The 17,043-nt window shown below is 68.1% G+C and carries 14 protein-coding genes; 6 read left to right on the top strand and 8 right to left on the bottom strand.

The window, feature by feature from the left end; genetic code table 11:
- Positions 1 to 31: 31 nt before the first annotated feature.
- Positions 32 to 1,552: a SulP family inorganic anion transporter gene (locus CV1CTNOD_RS11840; RefSeq protein ID WP_131786162.1), complete on the bottom strand. Its 1,521-nt coding sequence runs from the start codon at positions 1,550 to 1,552 to the stop codon at positions 32 to 34.
- Between the two features lie 863 nt (positions 1,553 to 2,415).
- Between CV1CTNOD_RS11840 and CV1CTNOD_RS11835 the strand changes: the two genes are divergently transcribed.
- The 5 genes from CV1CTNOD_RS11835 (at position 2,416) to CV1CTNOD_RS11815 (ending at position 6,205) form a co-directional block, all read left to right on the top strand.
- On the top strand, positions 2,416 to 2,973 hold the full coding sequence (locus tag CV1CTNOD_RS11835) for a cysteine dioxygenase (RefSeq protein ID WP_242606613.1): 558 nt from the start codon (positions 2,416 to 2,418) through the stop codon (positions 2,971 to 2,973).
- On the top strand, positions 2,970 to 3,377 hold the full coding sequence (locus tag CV1CTNOD_RS11830) for a rhodanese-like domain-containing protein (RefSeq protein WP_131786151.1): 408 nt from the start codon (positions 2,970 to 2,972) through the stop codon (positions 3,375 to 3,377). Before CV1CTNOD_RS11835 ends, CV1CTNOD_RS11830 begins: the two co-directional genes overlap by 4 nt.
- 301 nt (positions 3,378 to 3,678) lie before the next feature.
- Positions 3,679 to 4,329, top strand: coding sequence for a C40 family peptidase (locus CV1CTNOD_RS11825; RefSeq protein WP_165485457.1), 651 nt, complete (start codon positions 3,679 to 3,681; stop codon positions 4,327 to 4,329).
- 641 nt (positions 4,330 to 4,970) lie between these two features.
- Entirely contained in the window at positions 4,971 to 5,339 is a 369-nt protein-coding gene (locus CV1CTNOD_RS11820; protein ID WP_131786149.1) for a WhiB family transcriptional regulator, read from the top strand.
- 338 nt (positions 5,340 to 5,677) lie between these two features.
- Positions 5,678 to 6,205: a SixA phosphatase family protein gene (locus tag CV1CTNOD_RS11815; RefSeq protein ID WP_131786148.1), complete on the top strand. Its 528-nt coding sequence runs from the start codon at positions 5,678 to 5,680 to the stop codon at positions 6,203 to 6,205.
- Positions 6,206 to 6,344: 139 nt separating this feature from the next.
- Here the strand turns inward: CV1CTNOD_RS11815 and CV1CTNOD_RS11810 are convergent, their stop codons facing one another.
- From CV1CTNOD_RS11810 to CV1CTNOD_RS11780, 7 genes are all read right to left on the bottom strand, one after another.
- The gene (locus tag CV1CTNOD_RS11810; protein WP_131786147.1) at positions 6,345 to 6,539 is read right to left on the bottom strand and encodes a hypothetical protein; all 195 of its coding nucleotides are present in this window, start codon (positions 6,537 to 6,539) and stop codon (positions 6,345 to 6,347) included.
- Between the two features lie 170 nt (positions 6,540 to 6,709).
- Complete coding sequence (locus CV1CTNOD_RS11805) at positions 6,710 to 8,215, bottom strand: alpha,alpha-trehalose-phosphate synthase (UDP-forming) (RefSeq protein ID WP_131786160.1); 1,506 nt, start codon at positions 8,213 to 8,215, stop codon at positions 6,710 to 6,712.
- Between the two features lie 526 nt (positions 8,216 to 8,741).
- Complete coding sequence (locus tag CV1CTNOD_RS11800; protein ID WP_131766813.1) at positions 8,742 to 9,005, bottom strand: hypothetical protein; 264 nt, start codon at positions 9,003 to 9,005, stop codon at positions 8,742 to 8,744.
- A 79-nt stretch (positions 9,006 to 9,084) separates the two neighbouring features.
- A complete protein-coding gene (locus tag CV1CTNOD_RS11795; protein ID WP_131786146.1) occupies positions 9,085 to 10,203 on the bottom strand; it encodes a hypothetical protein in 1,119 nt (372 codons plus the stop codon).
- Positions 10,200 to 13,436: an FtsK/SpoIIIE domain-containing protein gene (locus CV1CTNOD_RS11790; protein ID WP_131786145.1), complete on the bottom strand. Its 3,237-nt coding sequence runs from the start codon at positions 13,434 to 13,436 to the stop codon at positions 10,200 to 10,202. The genes CV1CTNOD_RS11795 and CV1CTNOD_RS11790 overlap by 4 nt, the downstream gene beginning before the upstream one ends.
- 242 nt (positions 13,437 to 13,678) lie before the next feature.
- A complete protein-coding gene (locus CV1CTNOD_RS11785; RefSeq protein ID WP_131786144.1) occupies positions 13,679 to 14,512 on the bottom strand; it encodes an ABC transporter permease in 834 nt (277 codons plus the stop codon).
- Positions 14,509 to 15,513 carry an ATP-binding cassette domain-containing protein gene (locus CV1CTNOD_RS11780; RefSeq protein ID WP_131786143.1) on the bottom strand — a complete coding sequence of 335 codons (1,005 nt, stop codon included), beginning with the start codon at positions 15,511 to 15,513 and terminating at the stop codon, positions 14,509 to 14,511. Before CV1CTNOD_RS11780 ends, CV1CTNOD_RS11785 begins: the two co-directional genes overlap by 4 nt.
- A gap of 502 nt (positions 15,514 to 16,015) precedes the next feature.
- On the opposite strand from CV1CTNOD_RS11780, the gene CV1CTNOD_RS11775 reads away from it, so the two are divergent.
- Positions 16,016 to 17,002, top strand: a complete 987-nt coding sequence (locus tag CV1CTNOD_RS11775) for a cation diffusion facilitator family transporter (protein WP_131786142.1) — start codon at positions 16,016 to 16,018, stop codon at positions 17,000 to 17,002.
- Positions 17,003 to 17,043 lie beyond the last annotated feature (41 nt).

Genomic DNA, 17,043 nt, shown 5'->3' with positions numbered 1-17,043 from the left:
ATTTAATCGTGGAAACTTCCGGCGCAGGACACTAGGGGTTCGCGGTCAGTGTGCCTGAGAGGTTGCCGTGCATTTCGGCGCTGGGCCGGTTAAGGCCGATGATTTCCACCTTCTTGCCTCGGGCGGTGTACTTCGTCGTGACGGCGTCCAGAGCCGCGACGGACGAGGCGTCCCAGATGTGGGCATCAGTGAGGTCGATGACCACATGGTCAGGGTCGTTGGGATAGTCGAACTGCCGGACGAGGTCGTTGCTGGAGGCGAAGAACAACTCGCCGGTGACAGCGTAGACGATCTTGCCGCCGTCGGGATCGGTGACCGGTGAGACCTCGACGAGATGGGCGACGCGACGGGCAAAGATGACCATGGCGATGAGGGTGCCGACGACGACACCGATGGCGAGATCGTGGGTGGCGACCACCACGGCCACGGTGGCCGCCATCACGGCGGTCTCACCCAGGGGCATGCGCCTGAGGGTGGCGGGCCGGATACTGTGCCAGTCGAACGTGGCGACTGAGACCAGGATCATCACCGCCACCAGAGCGGCCATCGGGATGTCGGAGACGACGGGGCCGAACACGACACACAGCACCATCAGGAACGCCCCGGCGAGGAACGTCGACAGCCGGGTACGGGCCCCGCTCCTGACGTTGACCATGGTCTGACCGATCATCGCACAGCCCCCCATGCCACCGAAGAAGCCTGTGACGATGTTGGCGATGCCCTGGCCGACCGACTCGCGGGTCTTGTTGGAATGCGTGTCGGTGAGCTCGTCGACGAACTTGGCGGTCATCAACGACTCCATCAGCCCCACAAGGGCGAAGCCGACCGCGTAGGGGGCGATCAGGGACACGGTGTCCCAGGTGAAGGGCACATCGGGCAGACCCGGGGTGGGCAGGGAGGAAGGCAGCGCGCCCTTGTCGCCGACCGTGGGCACGGTGACGCCGGTGCCGATGGTGAACACGGTCAACACCACGATCGACACCAGTGGCGCTGGTATGGCCGTGGTGAGGCGCGGGAGGCTCACCAGGAGCACCAGCGCGCCAGCTAGCAGCGGATAGACCGGCCAGGGGACGCCTCGTAGCTCGGTCGTCTGAGCGAAAAAAATCAAAATGGCTAGGGCGTTGACAAAACCGACCATTACCGATCGGGGGACGAAGCGTATCAACCTGGCCACCCCGAGCACTCCCAGGACGACCTGACAGATCCCGCCGAGGATCACGGTGGCGATCAGATAGCCCAGGCCGTGCTCACGGGAGATCGGGGCGACGACCAAGGCGACGGCGCCGGTGGCAGCAGAGATCATTGCGGGACGACCGCCGGCGACGGAGATCACTACGGCCATGGTGAAGCAGGTGGACAGAGCGATACCGGGGTCGACCCCTGCTATCACGGAGAAGGAGATGGCCTCGGGGATCAGCGCAAGAGCCACCACCAGGCCGGCCAGAATCTCGGTGCGGGCCGTCCTCGGTGACAGCCAGGCCGGGCGGGAGCCGCGCACCAGGGCAAATGAGGGCAACAGGGAAAACGGGCGCAGCGGGGGCAACGGGGGCATGGTCGGGGTCTGCAAGAAAGGGGAACCTGTCGTGCTCGGGGCACGCCCCGGTGAGGGCGCACGCGGGAGCGCAGGGGCCACGGCGGCCACCTGCGGATCACTCGTTCCAGCAGCAATCAGCGGTAAGCGGGGTTTCGGCAAGGAACACCCGGTGGCATCCCGGGCATCGGGCACCGTGCTCCAGGAGTGGTACGTCACAGCAAGGAGAGCACCGAACCCGTATAACGATCATACGTCACGAAAGGCAACCACCGCCGGAACCCCCGGGGTATGCAGCGGCCGGCCAGGACGGTGTCGGGAACGGCGGCGACCATCGCGCGCGAGGTACCACCCTGGGTAAACGGGGATTTGGGTGTCGGATCAGTTGTACAGTTCCGAGCATGGCATCCCGCCGTTTTCTGCTGCACAGCGACCGAGTGACCGACCTCGCTCTTGTGACCAGCGCGGCGTGTACCGGCAGGTGTGGCCTGCACATGGTGCGCTGACAACCACCGGCCGGCACCACAACATCGGTTCCGGCGGTATCACCTCACCGGCCACGCCTTGTGCCGCCCGCCTACCTATATCTCTACCTGTCTGACCGCCCGCCTGATCCCGCCACGCGTTTGACGGCGCATCGGGTGAGCTCGTCCGTTGCGCCGGCCGCTTTTCCACCGGGAGCGTCAGATCCACCGGGAGTGTCGGAAGGGTGTAATCGCATCACCTTGGGCCCGACGACCTCCTACGACCCGCGGCGGCGCGAAAAGACATGGTCCCTGCCTGCGGCCCGTACCGACATGGAGCCAGCCATGCCACTCATTCATCCACGACTTGCGGGCACCACCTTGGTACCCGATTTTCTTCTTCAGGACGAAAACGAAACAGTGGCACCGCATATTCTGGACGAGTTGACCCGATCCCTGAGCGCCGCGGCCGAGATATGGACGGCGATCGTGCGCCATGACCCGGTCAACCGCTGGTACACCCGTCTCGTGCTGTCCGGATCGGTCGAGGTGTGGCTGATCAGCTGGTGCCCGGGTCAGTACACCCGCACGCATGATCATGGTGGCGCGCTCGGCGCACTGACCGTCGCCCAGGGCCGTGTCAGGGAGATCATTTGCAACCAGGACTGGCGACCACGCGGGTCTAGGCATCATGAGCAGGGAACATCGGCCACGTTCGGCCGGAGCCACATCCACAAGGTAGGGAATCCGGGGATCGAGCCGGCCACGACCATCCATGCATACTCTCCTCCGGAAGTGCCGATGCGATACGCACCGGACGCCGTCGATCAGACAGTCGACGACTTCATGATCGACAATCTGATCGGAGGCGACCCGGTCGGGACCGTCACCGCCGGCGGCAACATGATCGACGGCGGCACGGTCGGAGGTGTCGGAGGCGGAGCAGGAGCTGTCGCTGTGAACGGAGGACGGCCATGAGCAGCCGTATCGATGCGGTGCTCGCCCGTGCCCGCGCCCGCCTCGACCGTCTCGACCCGCACGCGGCGGCCGCGGCAGCGGCAGTCGGGGCGCTCCTGGTCGACATCCGTCCCGCGGCCCAGCGCAGCACCGAGGGCGAGATCCCCGGCGCACTGATCATCGAACGCAACGTCCTGGAATGGCGGATGGATCCCACCTGCGACGCGCGCCTCCCCCAGGTCACCGGCGACGACATCAAGGTCGTCATCGTGTGCTCGGAGGGGTACACCTCCAGCCTCGCGGCCGCCTCCCTTCAGGATCTCGGCCTGCGCCACGCCACTGACGTTGTCGGCGGCTTCCGCGCGTGGGAGCGGTGCGGCCTTCCGACGATCGCTTTCAGTGACAAAGATCGTCACCTTCAGTAACTAACATTACTGAAAGTTCTTGGACAATCTCTTAGCGTAAGGGTGCTCACTATCACGGTGAGTAACGGGGGTGACCGCCGAAGCCCGTCCGCATCCCCGTGTCGGCCACACGCGCGGACGGGGCCCGGGTCTCACCTGCCCGGAACGGCGGCAGAGGGGCGATGGCATGTCCATCTCGAGCCGTACGGTCTCACCCACGATCACTGCAGTTTCCTGTGCTGTCGCCGTTGCGGTGGCCCTGACGCCTCAGCCGGCCAGGGCAAACGAAGCCGCGGCGACCCCCGCAAGTTCCACACCTGTCGTGACCAGCGCGATCCTGGACACCTCGACGGCGCAGGCGTCCGCAACGATCCAACCGGTCGGGCAGGAGTTCTCCGGCGAGCTGCTGAGCCTGGGCAGCCAGGGCGACGCGGTGGCGCAGGTCCAGAACCAGCTGGGGATCTCCGCCGACGGGGATTTCGGCCCGCAGACCGAGAGCGGTGTCCGCAGCTTCCAGGCCGGTGCCGGTCTGGTCGTCGATGCCGTGGTCGGCCCGCTGACCTGGGATGCGCTCTTCGGCACGTCAGCGTCGCAGGCACCGGCTCCCGGCGAGGCGTCCGCCTCGGTCGCAGCGGCGGCGATTTCGATCGCCGAGCAGCAGATCGGCAAACCCTACCTTTACGGCGGCTCGGGACCGGATGCCTTCGACTGCTCCGGTCTGATCCAGTACGCGTACGCTCAGATCGGCGTTTCGATCCCCCGTACGACCTACAACCAGTTCGCCGCGTTGCGGCCGGTCAGCCGCGCCGACGCCCATCCGGGAGATGTGATCTTCTTTCTCGACGCCGAGGGGCAGGCATACCACGACGGCCTGTACGCCGGGAACGGACAGATGATCGTTTCGCGCCATCCCGGCACCTACGTCCAGTACCAGGAGATCTGGACGGACGACTATCGCATCGGAAGAGTCTGAGACCGAAGGACCTGGGCCTCCGGCAGCGTAAGAAAACATGATCGCGCTGCCTTTGGCCCTCCGGCCGCAGACTCTACACCTCCGGCGATCATCGCTGTGATTCTACTCACCCTTGCGATCGCCGGGGACACCGTACCCGACCCCCCGTTGACACGGAGAGACCCGGGATGCCCGGTTTGGTACATACCGGGCATCTACTACGGGTGGTAGTACGTGCACTCAACGCTTCGGTCTCCTAGCGACAAGCCGGCCGGCGAGGGCGGGACCGGATTTGTTACACAAGCCGCGGACGCGAGCGTTCCGAAACCCTTGCTATCCCGTCGAGAGCCGTCTACGTTCCTCGGTTAACGAGACGAGACGGGTTCGTTTCCGACGAAGAAGGTGTCCGCGGCGTGCGTAATTCATGCCGGACAACCCTGCCTCCGTCCCTCCCCAACAGGTGTGGTCCCACGCAAGCCAGAGGAGCCGATGTGCTTTGGAACACATCCACTCGACGCTCCTCATTGTTATGTCCGCCACATGTGACGTCCTCCAGGAGACAGCATGCTGAGTCACCTGCGGTCGCTGCCCACAGGTAGTGCGACCGTTTTCGATCATCGATCCGGATTGTGCGCCGATACCGGCAGAATCGGCAGAACCTCATGAGCGCCGGAGTACCGGTCCTGCCCGGACGCGACCTCCCGCCGCAGCCCTACGGCGCTGGATGGCCCGCATACTGGCGTCAGGAAGCCGCCTGCCGGGACGGGGATCCCGATGCGTTCTTTCCTCCGGACGGACGTAACACCAAGGCGCGGGCGGCGGCGGAAAGCCGGGCGCGGAAAGTATGCGCGGGTTGCCCCGTGCGGCGGGCTTGTCTTGCCACCGCCTTATTTCGCCAGGAGGAACACGGCGTGTGGGGTGGTCTTACTTCGGACGAGCGGAATTCCATGGTTCACCGCCGCCGGCTCAGCCCGGACGACGCTCTAGCCTTTGCTGATCGCCTCCTGCTTTCCACGTACGCAACCGGTTGATCCTGTCGGCTCTGCCCTCGGAGACCTGCAATCACCTCGGGTGAGGCACCGCTCCTGATGTGAGCGGACGCCTCGCCCGGCGCCGTGGCCGGCACACCGATGGCCGGCACAGCACCCCGGATGGGACTTCCCACGCGGGTGAGTGAGGCTTCCCATGCCGGTGAGGCGCCACCGGATGAGGCAGGCAGCCCGCGGCGGGCGTAGAAAAGAACCATTGACGCCCCGGTCCGAGATGGGCAGGCTGCGTGTCGTCGCCGTCCGAGGAGGAGTTGCGTGTCGCCTCGTCCCGCGCCCGATCGCGGCGTCCGGGTGTCTGCTGCTCTCCCCCAGGTCGCCCGGTGAGGCCACCACGTCGCCTGTTGCTGCTGCGTCACGGCAAGTCCGACTGGGCCAACGGTGCCACACCGGACGCCGACCGCCCGCTGTCACCGCGCGGCCGGGCCTCCTGTCGCCTCATCGCCGAACACCTGACAGCCGATCGACTCGCCCCCGATCTGGTTCTGTGCTCCTCCGCTCGTAGGACCCGCGAAACCGTCGAGCAGATTGCCGGGGCGCTCCCGGTGTCCGTCCCTGTGCTGACCGAGGATCGGCTTTATCTCGCCGACGTGTCGGACCTGCTCGACCGCCTCCGGGAACTGGATGACGGCGTCCCCACCGTCCTGCTGGTCGGTCACAACCCGGGTATCCACGCCCTTGCCACCGGTCTGCTCCCGCTCGGTGAGCGCTCACGCCTGCCCACGTTCCCCACCGCGGCACTGGCCGTGGAAGATCTGGCTGTGGGCCGCTGGGCGGAACTGGGGCCAAGCACGACCCGGCTGGTCTCGTTCGTCACCCCACGCTCACTGGCCGGCTCCAGCAGTCACTGACGCGACCGGTAAGAGACGGTCGTCACAGCGACGGAAGAAGGCGCGTCCTGCTGCTGCGCGCTGCAGGATCACCATGGGCCGTGGCGACGCCTGCCCGGTCCACCCGGGCAGGAATGATCATGTTTCCCGCGATCGGGGCTCAGTATGCCTGTTCCATGATTCGGGAGGTCACAGCGGTGATCATGCCAACGATCAGGGCCACGCCGGTTCCGATCCACAGGGGCACCGAATCCAGGATGAGGGCGAAGACACCGATCGTGAACCCCGCAATGATCAGAAAAACCGCGGTCCACGAACCCTTGTTCGCCTTGTGGTGACCGCCGGAACTCGCCACGTCCGCTCCCCATCCAATCAATAACCAGCCAACCAGAGGGCCGGAGGCAGCGCGATCATGATCCTTTCGCGCCGCCGGAGGGCCCATATCCCCGAGCACTGAGCGGTAACTGCCACCGCCGTTTGAGACTACCCGTGAACCACGGCAGAATCCCGTCGGCGGCGTGACGGTCAGAGGTAGCCGGCGAGCTGGGAGAGGTCGTCCAACTGGTCGCTGAGCCAGCGCCCCACGTCGTGCGTGCGTACCTGTTCGGCCGCCGCGGACAGCCGCCGTTGCCGCTCTTCCAGCGGCATGGTCAGAGCCTCGTACAGGGCGTCCGCCATCTGCTGAACGTCGAAGGGATGCAGCGCGACCGCGTACTCCCCGAGCTCCTCGTAGGCTCCGGCGGTCTCCGACAAAGCCAGCACACCGCCACGGCGGTTGACCACCGCAACCTCCTTGGTCACGAGATTCATGCCGTCCGCCAGGGCGTTAACCATGATCACATCGCAGATCGAGTAAGCGGCTACGGCAAGCGCGAAGTCCTCGACCATCCGCAGGTCGATGGGCTGCTGGCCGTCCTTGGTATGCCGGGCGTTGATCTCCGCAACCACCGCACCGATCAGCGCGATGTAGTCGGCGTACTCGGGCACGTCGGTGCGGCTCGGCTGGAGCAGGGCAAGAAAGCTTACCTTCCCGACGAGTTCCGGATGCTGGTCGAGCAGCGTGCCGAAGGCCAGGAATCCGCGCACGACGTTCTTGCTCGGATCGGTGCGGTCCACCCGCAGGATGAGCCGCCGGTCCCCGTCGAGGAAGCCGTAACGCAGCATGGCAACGTGTCCGGCGACCTCCTCGGTACCAAGCGTCGCCTCCAGGGCGCCCGTGTCCACGGAGATCGGGTAGTAGCGAGCCCGGACAATCCGGTCACCGACATGCACCAGCAGGTTGTCCAGGTCGACCTCCAGGCCGAGCAGCTCCTGGGCGCACAGGACGAAGTGACGCGCGTAGCGCCGGGTGTGGAATCCGACGACGTCGCTGCCCAGCAGACCCTGAAGCAGCCGTTCGCGGATGCCGGCCGGCAGCACCCGCCACTCGTCCGGGCTCGGCCATGGGATGTGTATGAAGTGGGTGAGCACGACGTCCGGGCACAGCTCGCGGACCCGCTCGGCCACCAGGTAGAAGTGATAGTCCTGCAACAGGACCAGTACCTTGCCGCCGCGGGCGCGGACCTCGTCCACGACCGCGTCCGCATACACGCGGTTGACCGCCGCGTAGCCGTTGTCGAACGCATCGTGCTCGGCCTGGGTGATGACGGGCGACAGCGCCCGGCCGTAGAGCCCGTGCTGGACGAACCACAGGATCGGGTTCGACCAGACGCTGTAGAAGTCCGCGTAGGCAGCCGGGTCGGTGGTGACCAGCCGGACCCGGATCGAGGGACCGTCGGGTTCGTCCTCGACGACATGGGGGTATGGAGAGGTCTGGACGAGGATCGAACCGCCCTGCGCTTCGCTGGCGACCACGGCGTCCTCCTCGGTCGACGCCCCGCACACCCAGACGGCGTCGTCAAGGTGTTCGGCAAGGCCGGACAGGGCTGACACCAGCCCCCCCGCCCCACGGGTAACGGTGCGTCCGGAAGCATCACGGTCGAAGCTCGCCGGGCCGCGGTTGGACAGCAGTACCAGCGGCAGGTTGAGCATGGCGGTAGCCGGCACGGTGGTGGGGCCTCCTTAGTGATCCACGGAGGGGCCTCGGTGGCGCGGAAAAACCATGATCGCGCCATCCCTGGCCCTCTAGTCGCACATGGCAGTGGCACCGGATCGCCGTCGGGCCCGTGAACTTCCACGCGCTAACGTTCCTGCGGACCTCCGACTGCGCGACGAAAACATGATCGCTTCACCTTCGGTCTTTCTGGATGATTCGGACTTTAGTAAGGCCCGCTAAGGGATGCGTCGGGTTGCAGGGAACATGCGGACTTGTTACCCGAACCTTCACCTGTGACACGTCGACAACCGACGGCGGGCAACCGCTCACGGAAAATATATACCTCTTGCCGGCATTCACCCATGCACAGGCCGGGTATGTCCGGTTGGTCCCCAACTGATCCTCAACGGCCCTGCGGCGGACGACGAGGCCCATCCACAGGCGAGGGAATCCACGGACATGGACACGGACACCGGAATCCACGGCCGGCCGGCCGTGCGGAGGCGGTCGGCCGTGGACGATCTACAGGCCGTCGCTGTAGTCGCGAACTTCCTGAACCGCCGACCCGAGTGCCGCCAACGAGTCCTGGATGCGCTCCCGGGTCTCCACCAGGGCGCTGGTCAACTGCTCCACAGCGCGGTGCGCGCTGCCGTCGGTCGCCGCCAGAACGATGGCCTGCGCTTCTTCGATCATGGTCAGCGCGCCGTCCAGCTGACCGGTGACCTCGTCGGTACGCCTGAACGCCTCACCAAGCTGGGACTTGACGTCGGCGATGGTGCTCGTCACGGAGGTCCTGCCCTTCTTCCGTCAAATCCACTCTTGTATCCCACGTGGGGGGTCATGCCCTGGACACCCGGTGGCCGGTTCACTTCCGCTGCGGACGTCGCGGTGCACCGACCCCGAGCCCGAACCGGACCGCCAGCACCAGCGCGGCGAGCGAAGCAATCACGTCGGTCGGGTCCAGGGAGGCGACCCGCACGGTCGCCAACACCGCGGCGCCTGCCGTACCGGCCCCGAGCAGCGCCGCACGGGCAACCTCCGCCCGCCCCGCGTCGGTCAGAGCCGTCACGCAGACGGCGGCGACAACGGCGGCGCCGGTAAGGGACGGTAGCGCCTCGACCCCGAGCAACACCCGCAACACGGTCACGCCGCCGGCCGCCAGCAGGCAGCCCAGGCCGATGACGATCGCGGTCGAGGCGCTCGAACCGGCCCGCGTGACCGCTCGCAACTCGGCGGCGTGCCCCATCGCGGTGAGGCACAGTTCGTGGGCGCGTCCCGGCGCCTCGGACGGCTCGAACGGGACTGCCGCACCAGCGCCGGAAGCGACTGCCCCGGCCGGGGCCTGCCTGGTACGCGTCCGCCGCTGCGGCGCGGCGCCGGTCGTCCGCGTCCGGCCCGGCTCACCGCGATGGTGCTGTGCTCGGGCGATCGGCCGTCCACCGCGCTCGGGTCTGGCGACGACGGGTATGTCATGATCGAATACGGCGTGATCGGGTCTGGTGACGGCGGGTACGTTGTGATCGGCCTGGTCCGACGGCGGCGGCCGGAGCTGATCGAGGTTGCTGATCCCGTGATGCGCGAGCGGTTCGGCCACCGTCCGCCAGACCTCTTCGACCTTGGAACGGATCGCCTCCGCCGATTCCCGGTGCGCCCGCGCGAGTGCGGCACGCCGCTCCTGGCCGGCGAGCACCCGGTCCGCCACCTTGCTCCTGGCCTGGTTGAGCTCTGCGAGCAACGTCCGATAACGCACAGCCGCGATCAGCGGGTCGTCGAGATCGGGGTCGTGCAGGGCATCGACCCGACGCTGTGGATCAGTATCCGGTACAGCGAGGGATCCACCCGGCTGGTCGGGCACGTCAACCATGATTCTCGCCTCGTGGGTTGCGGACGCACCGATTCCGGACTCGATCGCCACCCCGGCGACCGGCGGTGTGGGACGGCTGCCGGCGCCGTTGTCGTCGACTCGTCCAGCCGGCCCGGTCACCCCGGCAGCCCTTTCCAGTGATCCACAGGACGGATACCCGCGGTGTCCCCCCGGACCCCGGGCGCGGAAAAAACATGATCGCTCCGCCGTTGGCCCCCCAGCGATCCGGAAGCCCCGGGCTGCCCACGCAGCGGCGAGAACGGGACGATCGTGCGTGCCTCCGCATGCCCGTGCCGGTCGAACAGGACCGCCCGGTTCGGGCTCGTCCCGGCGGTGACCGACCGGTTGCCCGCGAGGCTGAACAGATCACCCGCGGGCACGCCGACCGCGACCCACGCCCCCACGTCGTCGCGGTGCATCGGGCCGAGATCGTCGAGCAACCGGCCCGGACCGCGCCACCAGCCCAGCAGGTGCACCCGCTGGCCAGGGCCCCGGCGGGTCACGAAACGCAGATCGTCCAGACCCGAGCGGCGGGCAGGCTGCTCCTTGGCCTCCAGGACGGCCCGTCCCGCGTCGGCGGCGAACAGGACGAGCAGCCGCATGGGCCCGCCGGCTGCCCGGTCACCGGGCAGCCGATCGCCGGACACCGGCTCGCCGGTCGCGACGGCCAGGGAGGACTCCTCCCGCATCCGTACCTCGTCACTGGTCTCCCGCAGCACCCGGCGCAGCGCTGCCGGCGGATGGACCTGGGCAGGCTGCCCGAAGGCACGGACCCGTTCGGCGAGCACATCGGCCGCCTGGGTGGTCTCAGCGGTGACCGCGACGATGTCGACCTGCACGCCGCCCGGCGCGGCCTGGCCGGCGATGCTCACCACGGCCGCCTGCAGCGCTCCGACCGCCTCCCGACGCAGTGGTCCGAGCACCGCGAGGTTACGTCCTGGCAGTGGGGACAGCCGCACGCCCACAGCAGCCGGATGCAGGTCGAGGGGAACCCCCACCAGCGCCAGCGGCTCGGCCACCGCGCCGGTGTCCTCGCCGACCGCGGTGCCGTCGTCGGCCGCGCCGGCCTCGATGGCTCCCACGTCGGCGGTGCCGGCCTCGATGCCGCCCCCGCCATCGCGCTCGGCATGCTCGACCGGGATGGGCGTGCCCGCAAGCGACCGGTAGAGCCGATTGTCGTCCAGGACCGCCGGTGCGTGGCCGACGAAGACCCGGGGTGCTCCCATGCCCGGCACGCCGGCTGCGCTCGCCCGCGCAAGGCTCGCGCGCAGCGTCGCGAGCACAGCCGAGTCGGGATAGGCCACCCGTACGAGTTCGTTGCCGGCCGGATGGCCGTTACGCCGGTTGACGATGGCCTCCCCCACGCCCGCAAGCGCTCCCGCCGCCTCGTTGGTGGTCGACAGCAACACCCGGGACTCCGAGATCGAGGTGCGCAGCGCGATCCGCAGGGCGAACTGACCGAAGATCGAACCACGCTTGCCGGCGGTGGCGTCCAGGGCGTCGATCCCCGACAGCGTCTGGCTGGCCAGCAGCAGATGGATGCCGTAGGCGCGCCCCTGGCGGGCAAGCACCTCCAGGTGTGAGACCGCCTCCCGCGACACCGCGTCGAGCGGGGTGAGCATCACCTGGAACTCGTCGATCACCACCATGATCCGCGGCCATCCGGCGTTGCCCCGCGCGACCCGCAGCCCACGCAGGTCCCGGGCTCCGACGGCACGCATGGCCAGGGCACGACGCTGCATCTGGGCGCGGACATGGCGCAGCACGGCGACGCCGAACTCCCGGTCGCTGTCCATCCCGATGGTGTCCGCGTGCGGCAGGACGAACGGGTCGTCACCGCGGGGGGCGAACTGGGCGAACTCCAGGCCCTCCTTGAAGTCGAGCAGGTGGAAGCGCAACTGGTCCGGGGCGTAGCGGGCAGCCAGCCCGTACACCACGTCGAGCAGCAACGTCGACTTGCCCGAACCCGCCTGCCCGCCCACGAGCGCATGGACGGTGTCGTCGTCGAAACGAAGAGTCACCGGGCCGTCCGGTCCGAACGCCACCGGAACACTTAGACCGCCGGCCGCGTCGAAACTCCACAACGTGTCGGGAAGGAGCGCCCGGGCGTCCGGTGGCCGAGCGGCTTCGACGGCCGTCGCGGCGGCGACGGACTCGGCGACCGCGGCCACCAGCTCAGGCGGTGGCGGGTCGTCCAGTTCGCATTCCAGCGGCCCGGACAGCGAACAGCGCCAGGTCGCCGGAATGCCTGCGGAAGCCGGACCGCCTCCGGGAATACCCCGGGCACCAGCGGGAAGATCCATCCCGGTGGAATCCCCGGCGGATCCGGTTGCGCGCAGGGTCTCGGCGTTGGTCAGCGTGTCGTGCCCCGCCCGGGCGACGGCGACCGTACCGCCCTCCTCCAGCAACGCGATCACGTGTACTCCGCACGCCGGACCCTGCGCGGTGATCGCCTCCAGCGCCCGCGCGGCGTCGTCGGCAAGCGACGGCCAGGCCAGCAGCACCAGCAGCCGCCACGGCTCGGCCCGGGGCAGACCGGCAGCCTCCCGTTCCCGCAGGGAGGCGAACCGTCCGCCCAGCCGGTCGACGGTGATGCGACCGACGTCCGCGGACAGCTCCCCCAGGACGCCCTCCAGCCGGGTCCGGGTGGTCAGGGTGGGGCTTACCACACCGGCAGCCCGCAGCGGAGCGAAGCCGGCGAGCCCGGCGCCCAGCTCGTAGGGGTCGTACACGGTGACCCGGACCGATCCTGGCGGCGCTGCCGCGAGAACGCGGGTGAGCAGGCCACGCACAACACCGACACCCTCGGCCCGGCGATCACGATCCACCACGACCCGCAGGTTGCTCCCGTCGAGAAGGCTGACGGCCAGTGGCATCTCGGCGGCGTCCCCGCCGGGCAGCAGCGGCGGGACAAACACCCTGCCCACCCGCCACAGCCCCGGCCGGTAGGGACGCTCGGCCGCTGTCCGCGGACGCGGACGGTCCCGGCCCTGCGGTGACTCGAGGATGCGGGCCTGCGACAGCGCGCGGCCGGCCCGTCCCAGTGACGTCCACAACGGTGACGGCCAGGGTGCTCCGGCAAGGTCCGGCGCCTGCTCACGGGCGATCGCGGCGGCCATGCCGATCGCGGCCGGTAGCTGCTCGTCGGCGGTGCCGGGAACGGCATGCCAAGCGTCCTCGGAAAGGTCACGCCGGCCAGGCGGGCGGACCCGGCCCGCAGGCGCCGACCCTGGCGAGCCGGGCAGCTCGACCTGGTCGGCCAACGCGTCCAGTTGATCGGCAAGGCTCAGCGCCTCGCCCAGGCACATCTGGATGCCGGTGACGAGTGTCCGGACCCGCCGAGTGCCCGACACCGCGACCTCCCCGCGATCAAACTGATGCCACGACGGAGCACCAACCTAACGACAAGATCCGGTCAAGGCGGGGTTTTCCCTGACTCCGATGGTTTCCGCGGATGTGACGCTACCGGACGGGGGCATCCGTGCATCGTCCCCGGACCAAGTATGTTCGGTCCAGCATCTGCCGTGACCATCTGCCGTGACCACCTGCCTGGCTGGTCGACCAATTGACCAAGCAGGTGACGCCAGCCGGCGGGTCAGCTGCCGGTGGACCGCCGGTAGGCGCTGATGCACCACGGCACGAAGACCGCAAGCAACCCGACACACCACGCCAACGACTGGGTCAGTGTGGAGGCGACCGGACCACCGAGGAACAGCGCCCGTGTCGCATCGATCGTCACGGTGATCGGCTGATGCTCGGCGAAGGCCTGCAACCAGCCCGGCATCGAGCTGACCGGAACGAACGCGGAGCTGGCGAAGGTCAGCGGGAAGACCCAGATGAACCCGGCCGACTGCGCCGCCTCCGCGTTGTGCACCGACAGTCCGATCACCGCCGACACCCAGGAGAAGGCATAGGCGAACAGCAGCACGAGCGCGAATCCGACCAACGCCGCGATCACGGTCGTGTCGCCGAAACGGAAGCCGACCGCGATCCCGACCAGCAACATGATCACAACTACGAACGCGTTGCGTACCAGGTCCGACAGGGTCCGACCGGCCAGCAGCGCGCCCCGCGACATCGGTAGCGAGCGGAACCGGTCGATCAGGCCGCGGTGGCGGTCCTCGGCCAGACCCACACCCGTCATCATGCTGCCGAAGATCACCGTCTGGATGAAGATCCCGGGCATCAGGAAGTCCACGTAGTCCACCCCGGGTCCGACGTTGATTGCGCCGCCGAACACGTAGACGAACAGCAATACGAACATCACCGGCTGGATCGTGGAGAACACCAGCAGTTCGGGTACCCGCCGGACCTGGATCAGGTTGCGCCGGCAGATGACCCAGGCGTCCAGCAGCGACCAGACAACCCGGCTGCGGCCCTCGAGTGGCCGTACCGCAACGGCGGCAGCGCTGCCGCTGATAGTGCTCACGTTGTCACCAGCTCCTCGGCGGTGGTCTCGTCCGGGTTCGCGGGCACGGCTTCGTCCCGCGCGTGATGGCCGGTGAGTGCCAGGAAGACGTCGTCGAGGGTGGGCCGATGCAACGCGATGTCCTCGAGAGTCACGCCCACCTCGTCGACACCGCGGATCAGATCCGGCAGCACGCCGGCACCGCGGTTCATCGGTGCGCTCAGACGCCGCTGGTTGACGTCGACCGTCACCTCGCCGGAGGCGAAACGCGCCAGCACACCACGCGCGGCGTCGACATCCCCACCACGAGCGATCACGATGTCGAGGCGGTCCCCACCCACCTGCGATTTCAGGTCGTCGGCGGTGCCCTCGGCGATGACCCGGCCACCGTCGATCACCGAGATGCGCCGGGCCAGCTGATCGGCCTCCTCCAGATACTGCGTCGTCAGCAGGACGGTTGTGCCCTCCCGAACGAGGTCCTCGATGACTTCCCACATCCGGATCCGGCTGCGCGGGTCGAGCCCGGTCGTGGGTTCGTCGAGAAACAGCATGGGCGGCGCGAGAATCAGACTGGCGGCCAGGTCGAGGCGCCGGCGCATACCACCGGAATAGGTGCCGGCCTGACGACGGGCGGCATCGGTGAGGTCGAAGCGTTCCAGCAGGGTTTCGGCGCGGGTCCGTGCCGAAACGACCGACAGCCGGTAGAGCCGGCCGAACATCTCCAGGTTCTCCTGGCCGGTGAGCCGTTCGTCGACGGCGGCGTACTGACCGGTGAGCCCGATTCGTGACCGCAGCTCGTCCGCGTGCCGGCTGACGTCAAGACCCAGGACTTCGGCATGTCCGGAATCGGCGCGCAACAAAGTGGTGAGAATTCTCACGGCAGTTGTCTTGCCCGCGCCGTTCGGACCGAGGACCGCATGCACGGTCCCGGTTGCTACGCTGAGATCAAGACCGACGAGCGCGACGCTCGCACCGAAGCGCTTGTGCAGGCCATGCGCGAGTACCGCGGGTTTGTCAGCCACAGTTCGCGATCGTACGGCAGGCAACCGACAGTCTGGAAACAGCGGGGCGACCAGCCGACTCCCCTACGTACAGTAGTCGGCAACCGGCCGGTCAGCGGCCGACTGACCGGTGACCAGCCAGGGACGGTGGGGACGGTCGGCGGCAGTGCCGCGCCGAGCATCCGGGAAAAACAACGCGGAGATCCGGCCGGCCGGTCTTGCGGCGTACGACCGACGGCACCGGAAACAACAATGGAACCGGCAACCATGTCCACCGCGGATACCGCTCCCACCCGGACACGTCACGGGCGGGAAGCCACCTCGGTCGTGACGCCCGGAGAAATCGCCTGCCAGGACGGTGGAAACGGACGGCAAGAAAACAGCGCCACTGTCCGGAGCAACGAATCCGATATCGGCAGCCATTTTCAGATAAAATGACGGAGCCGGGACGAAGGACGTAACGTTGGAAAGCGAGGGCGGAAGAAGAGCGGGGAAAGGAAGGCCGGTGGCGGAGGATAGCGGAATGGATCACAGCCATGGACGGGACTCCGACCGTCACGCCGGCCATGGGCACGACGTTTCCGTGGACGCTGACCGGCGCTGGTTGACAATCACCCTCGGCCTCATCCTCGCCTACCTCGTCGGGGAGGTTGCCGTCGGCCTGCTCGCGCACTCCCTGGCGCTGCTGTCGGATGCGGCCCACATGCTCACCGACGCGGCGGCTATCATACTGGCGCTGGCGGCTCTGCGGGTCGCGGCACGGCCGGCGGGCGGCGCCTACACGTTCGGCCTGCGCCGGGTAGAGATCCTCTCCGCCCAGGTCAACGGACTCACCCTGCTCCTGCTGGCCGGCTGGCTCACCTTCGAGGCGATCGGGCGGCTGGTCACCCCCGGTGATGTGGCGGGCGGGCCCGTCCTGGGCGTCGCACTCGTCGGAGTGGCTGTCAACCTCGCCGCGACCTGGGCGATGAGCCGGGCCAACCGGGCAAGCCTGAACATCGACGGTGCCTTTCAGCACATCCTCAACGACCTCTACGCGTTCGTTGCCACGATTGTCGCGGGAGTGGTCGTCTTCGTCACCGGCTGGGGGCGCGCGGACACGATAGCCTCGCTCGTCGTCGTCGCCCTCATGCTGAAAGCCGGCGCCGGTCTCCTGCACGCCTCTGGTCGGATCTTCCTCGAGGCCGCTCCCGACGGGCTCGACCCGGACGACATAGGGGCCGCCATGGCCTGCCGACCGGGCGTCAGCGAAGTTCACGACCTGCACATCTGGCAGATCACCTCCGGCGAGCCGGCGCTGTCCGCACACGTCCTGGTGCACCCCGAGGCGGACTGCCACGCCGTTCGGGTCGGGGTGCACGCCTGGCTTCGCGACAACCACCACATCGACCACACCACTCTCCAGGTCGACCACCTGTCCGCCGAGGCGCACCGCACGCCCGCACAGTCCGACCCGCACTGTGCCGCGCCGCACGGCACCACGCACTACGCCGCCACGGACCCTTGTTAACCGCGCGGATCACCATCCGCATCGGCGCCCGGACGGCCGAC

It is taken from the genome of Protofrankia symbiont of Coriaria ruscifolia, assembly GCF_900634745.1.
GTDB lineage: Bacteria > Actinomycetota > Actinomycetes > Frankiales > Frankiaceae > Protofrankia > Protofrankia californiensis.
Note: the sequence above shows the minus strand (reverse complement) of the source record. Positions and strands in the feature narration are given on the sequence as shown.

Excerpts from the sequence above, each read along its gene's own strand:
- CV1CTNOD_RS11840 (WP_131786162.1), bottom strand. The coding sequence starts at position 1,552 with ATGCCCCCGTTGCCCCCGCTGCGCCCGTTTTCCCTGTTGCCCTCATTT.
- CV1CTNOD_RS11830 (WP_131786151.1), top strand. The coding sequence starts at position 2,970 with ATGAGCAGCCGTATCGATGCGGTGCTCGCCCGTGCCCGCGCCCGCCTC.
- CV1CTNOD_RS11820 (WP_131786149.1), top strand. The coding sequence starts at position 4,971 with ATGAGCGCCGGAGTACCGGTCCTGCCCGGACGCGACCTCCCGCCGCAG.
- CV1CTNOD_RS11805 (WP_131786160.1), bottom strand. The coding sequence starts at position 8,215 with ATGCTCAACCTGCCGCTGGTACTGCTGTCCAACCGCGGCCCGGCGAGC.
- CV1CTNOD_RS11775 (WP_131786142.1), top strand. The coding sequence starts at position 16,016 with ATGGATCACAGCCATGGACGGGACTCCGACCGTCACGCCGGCCATGGG.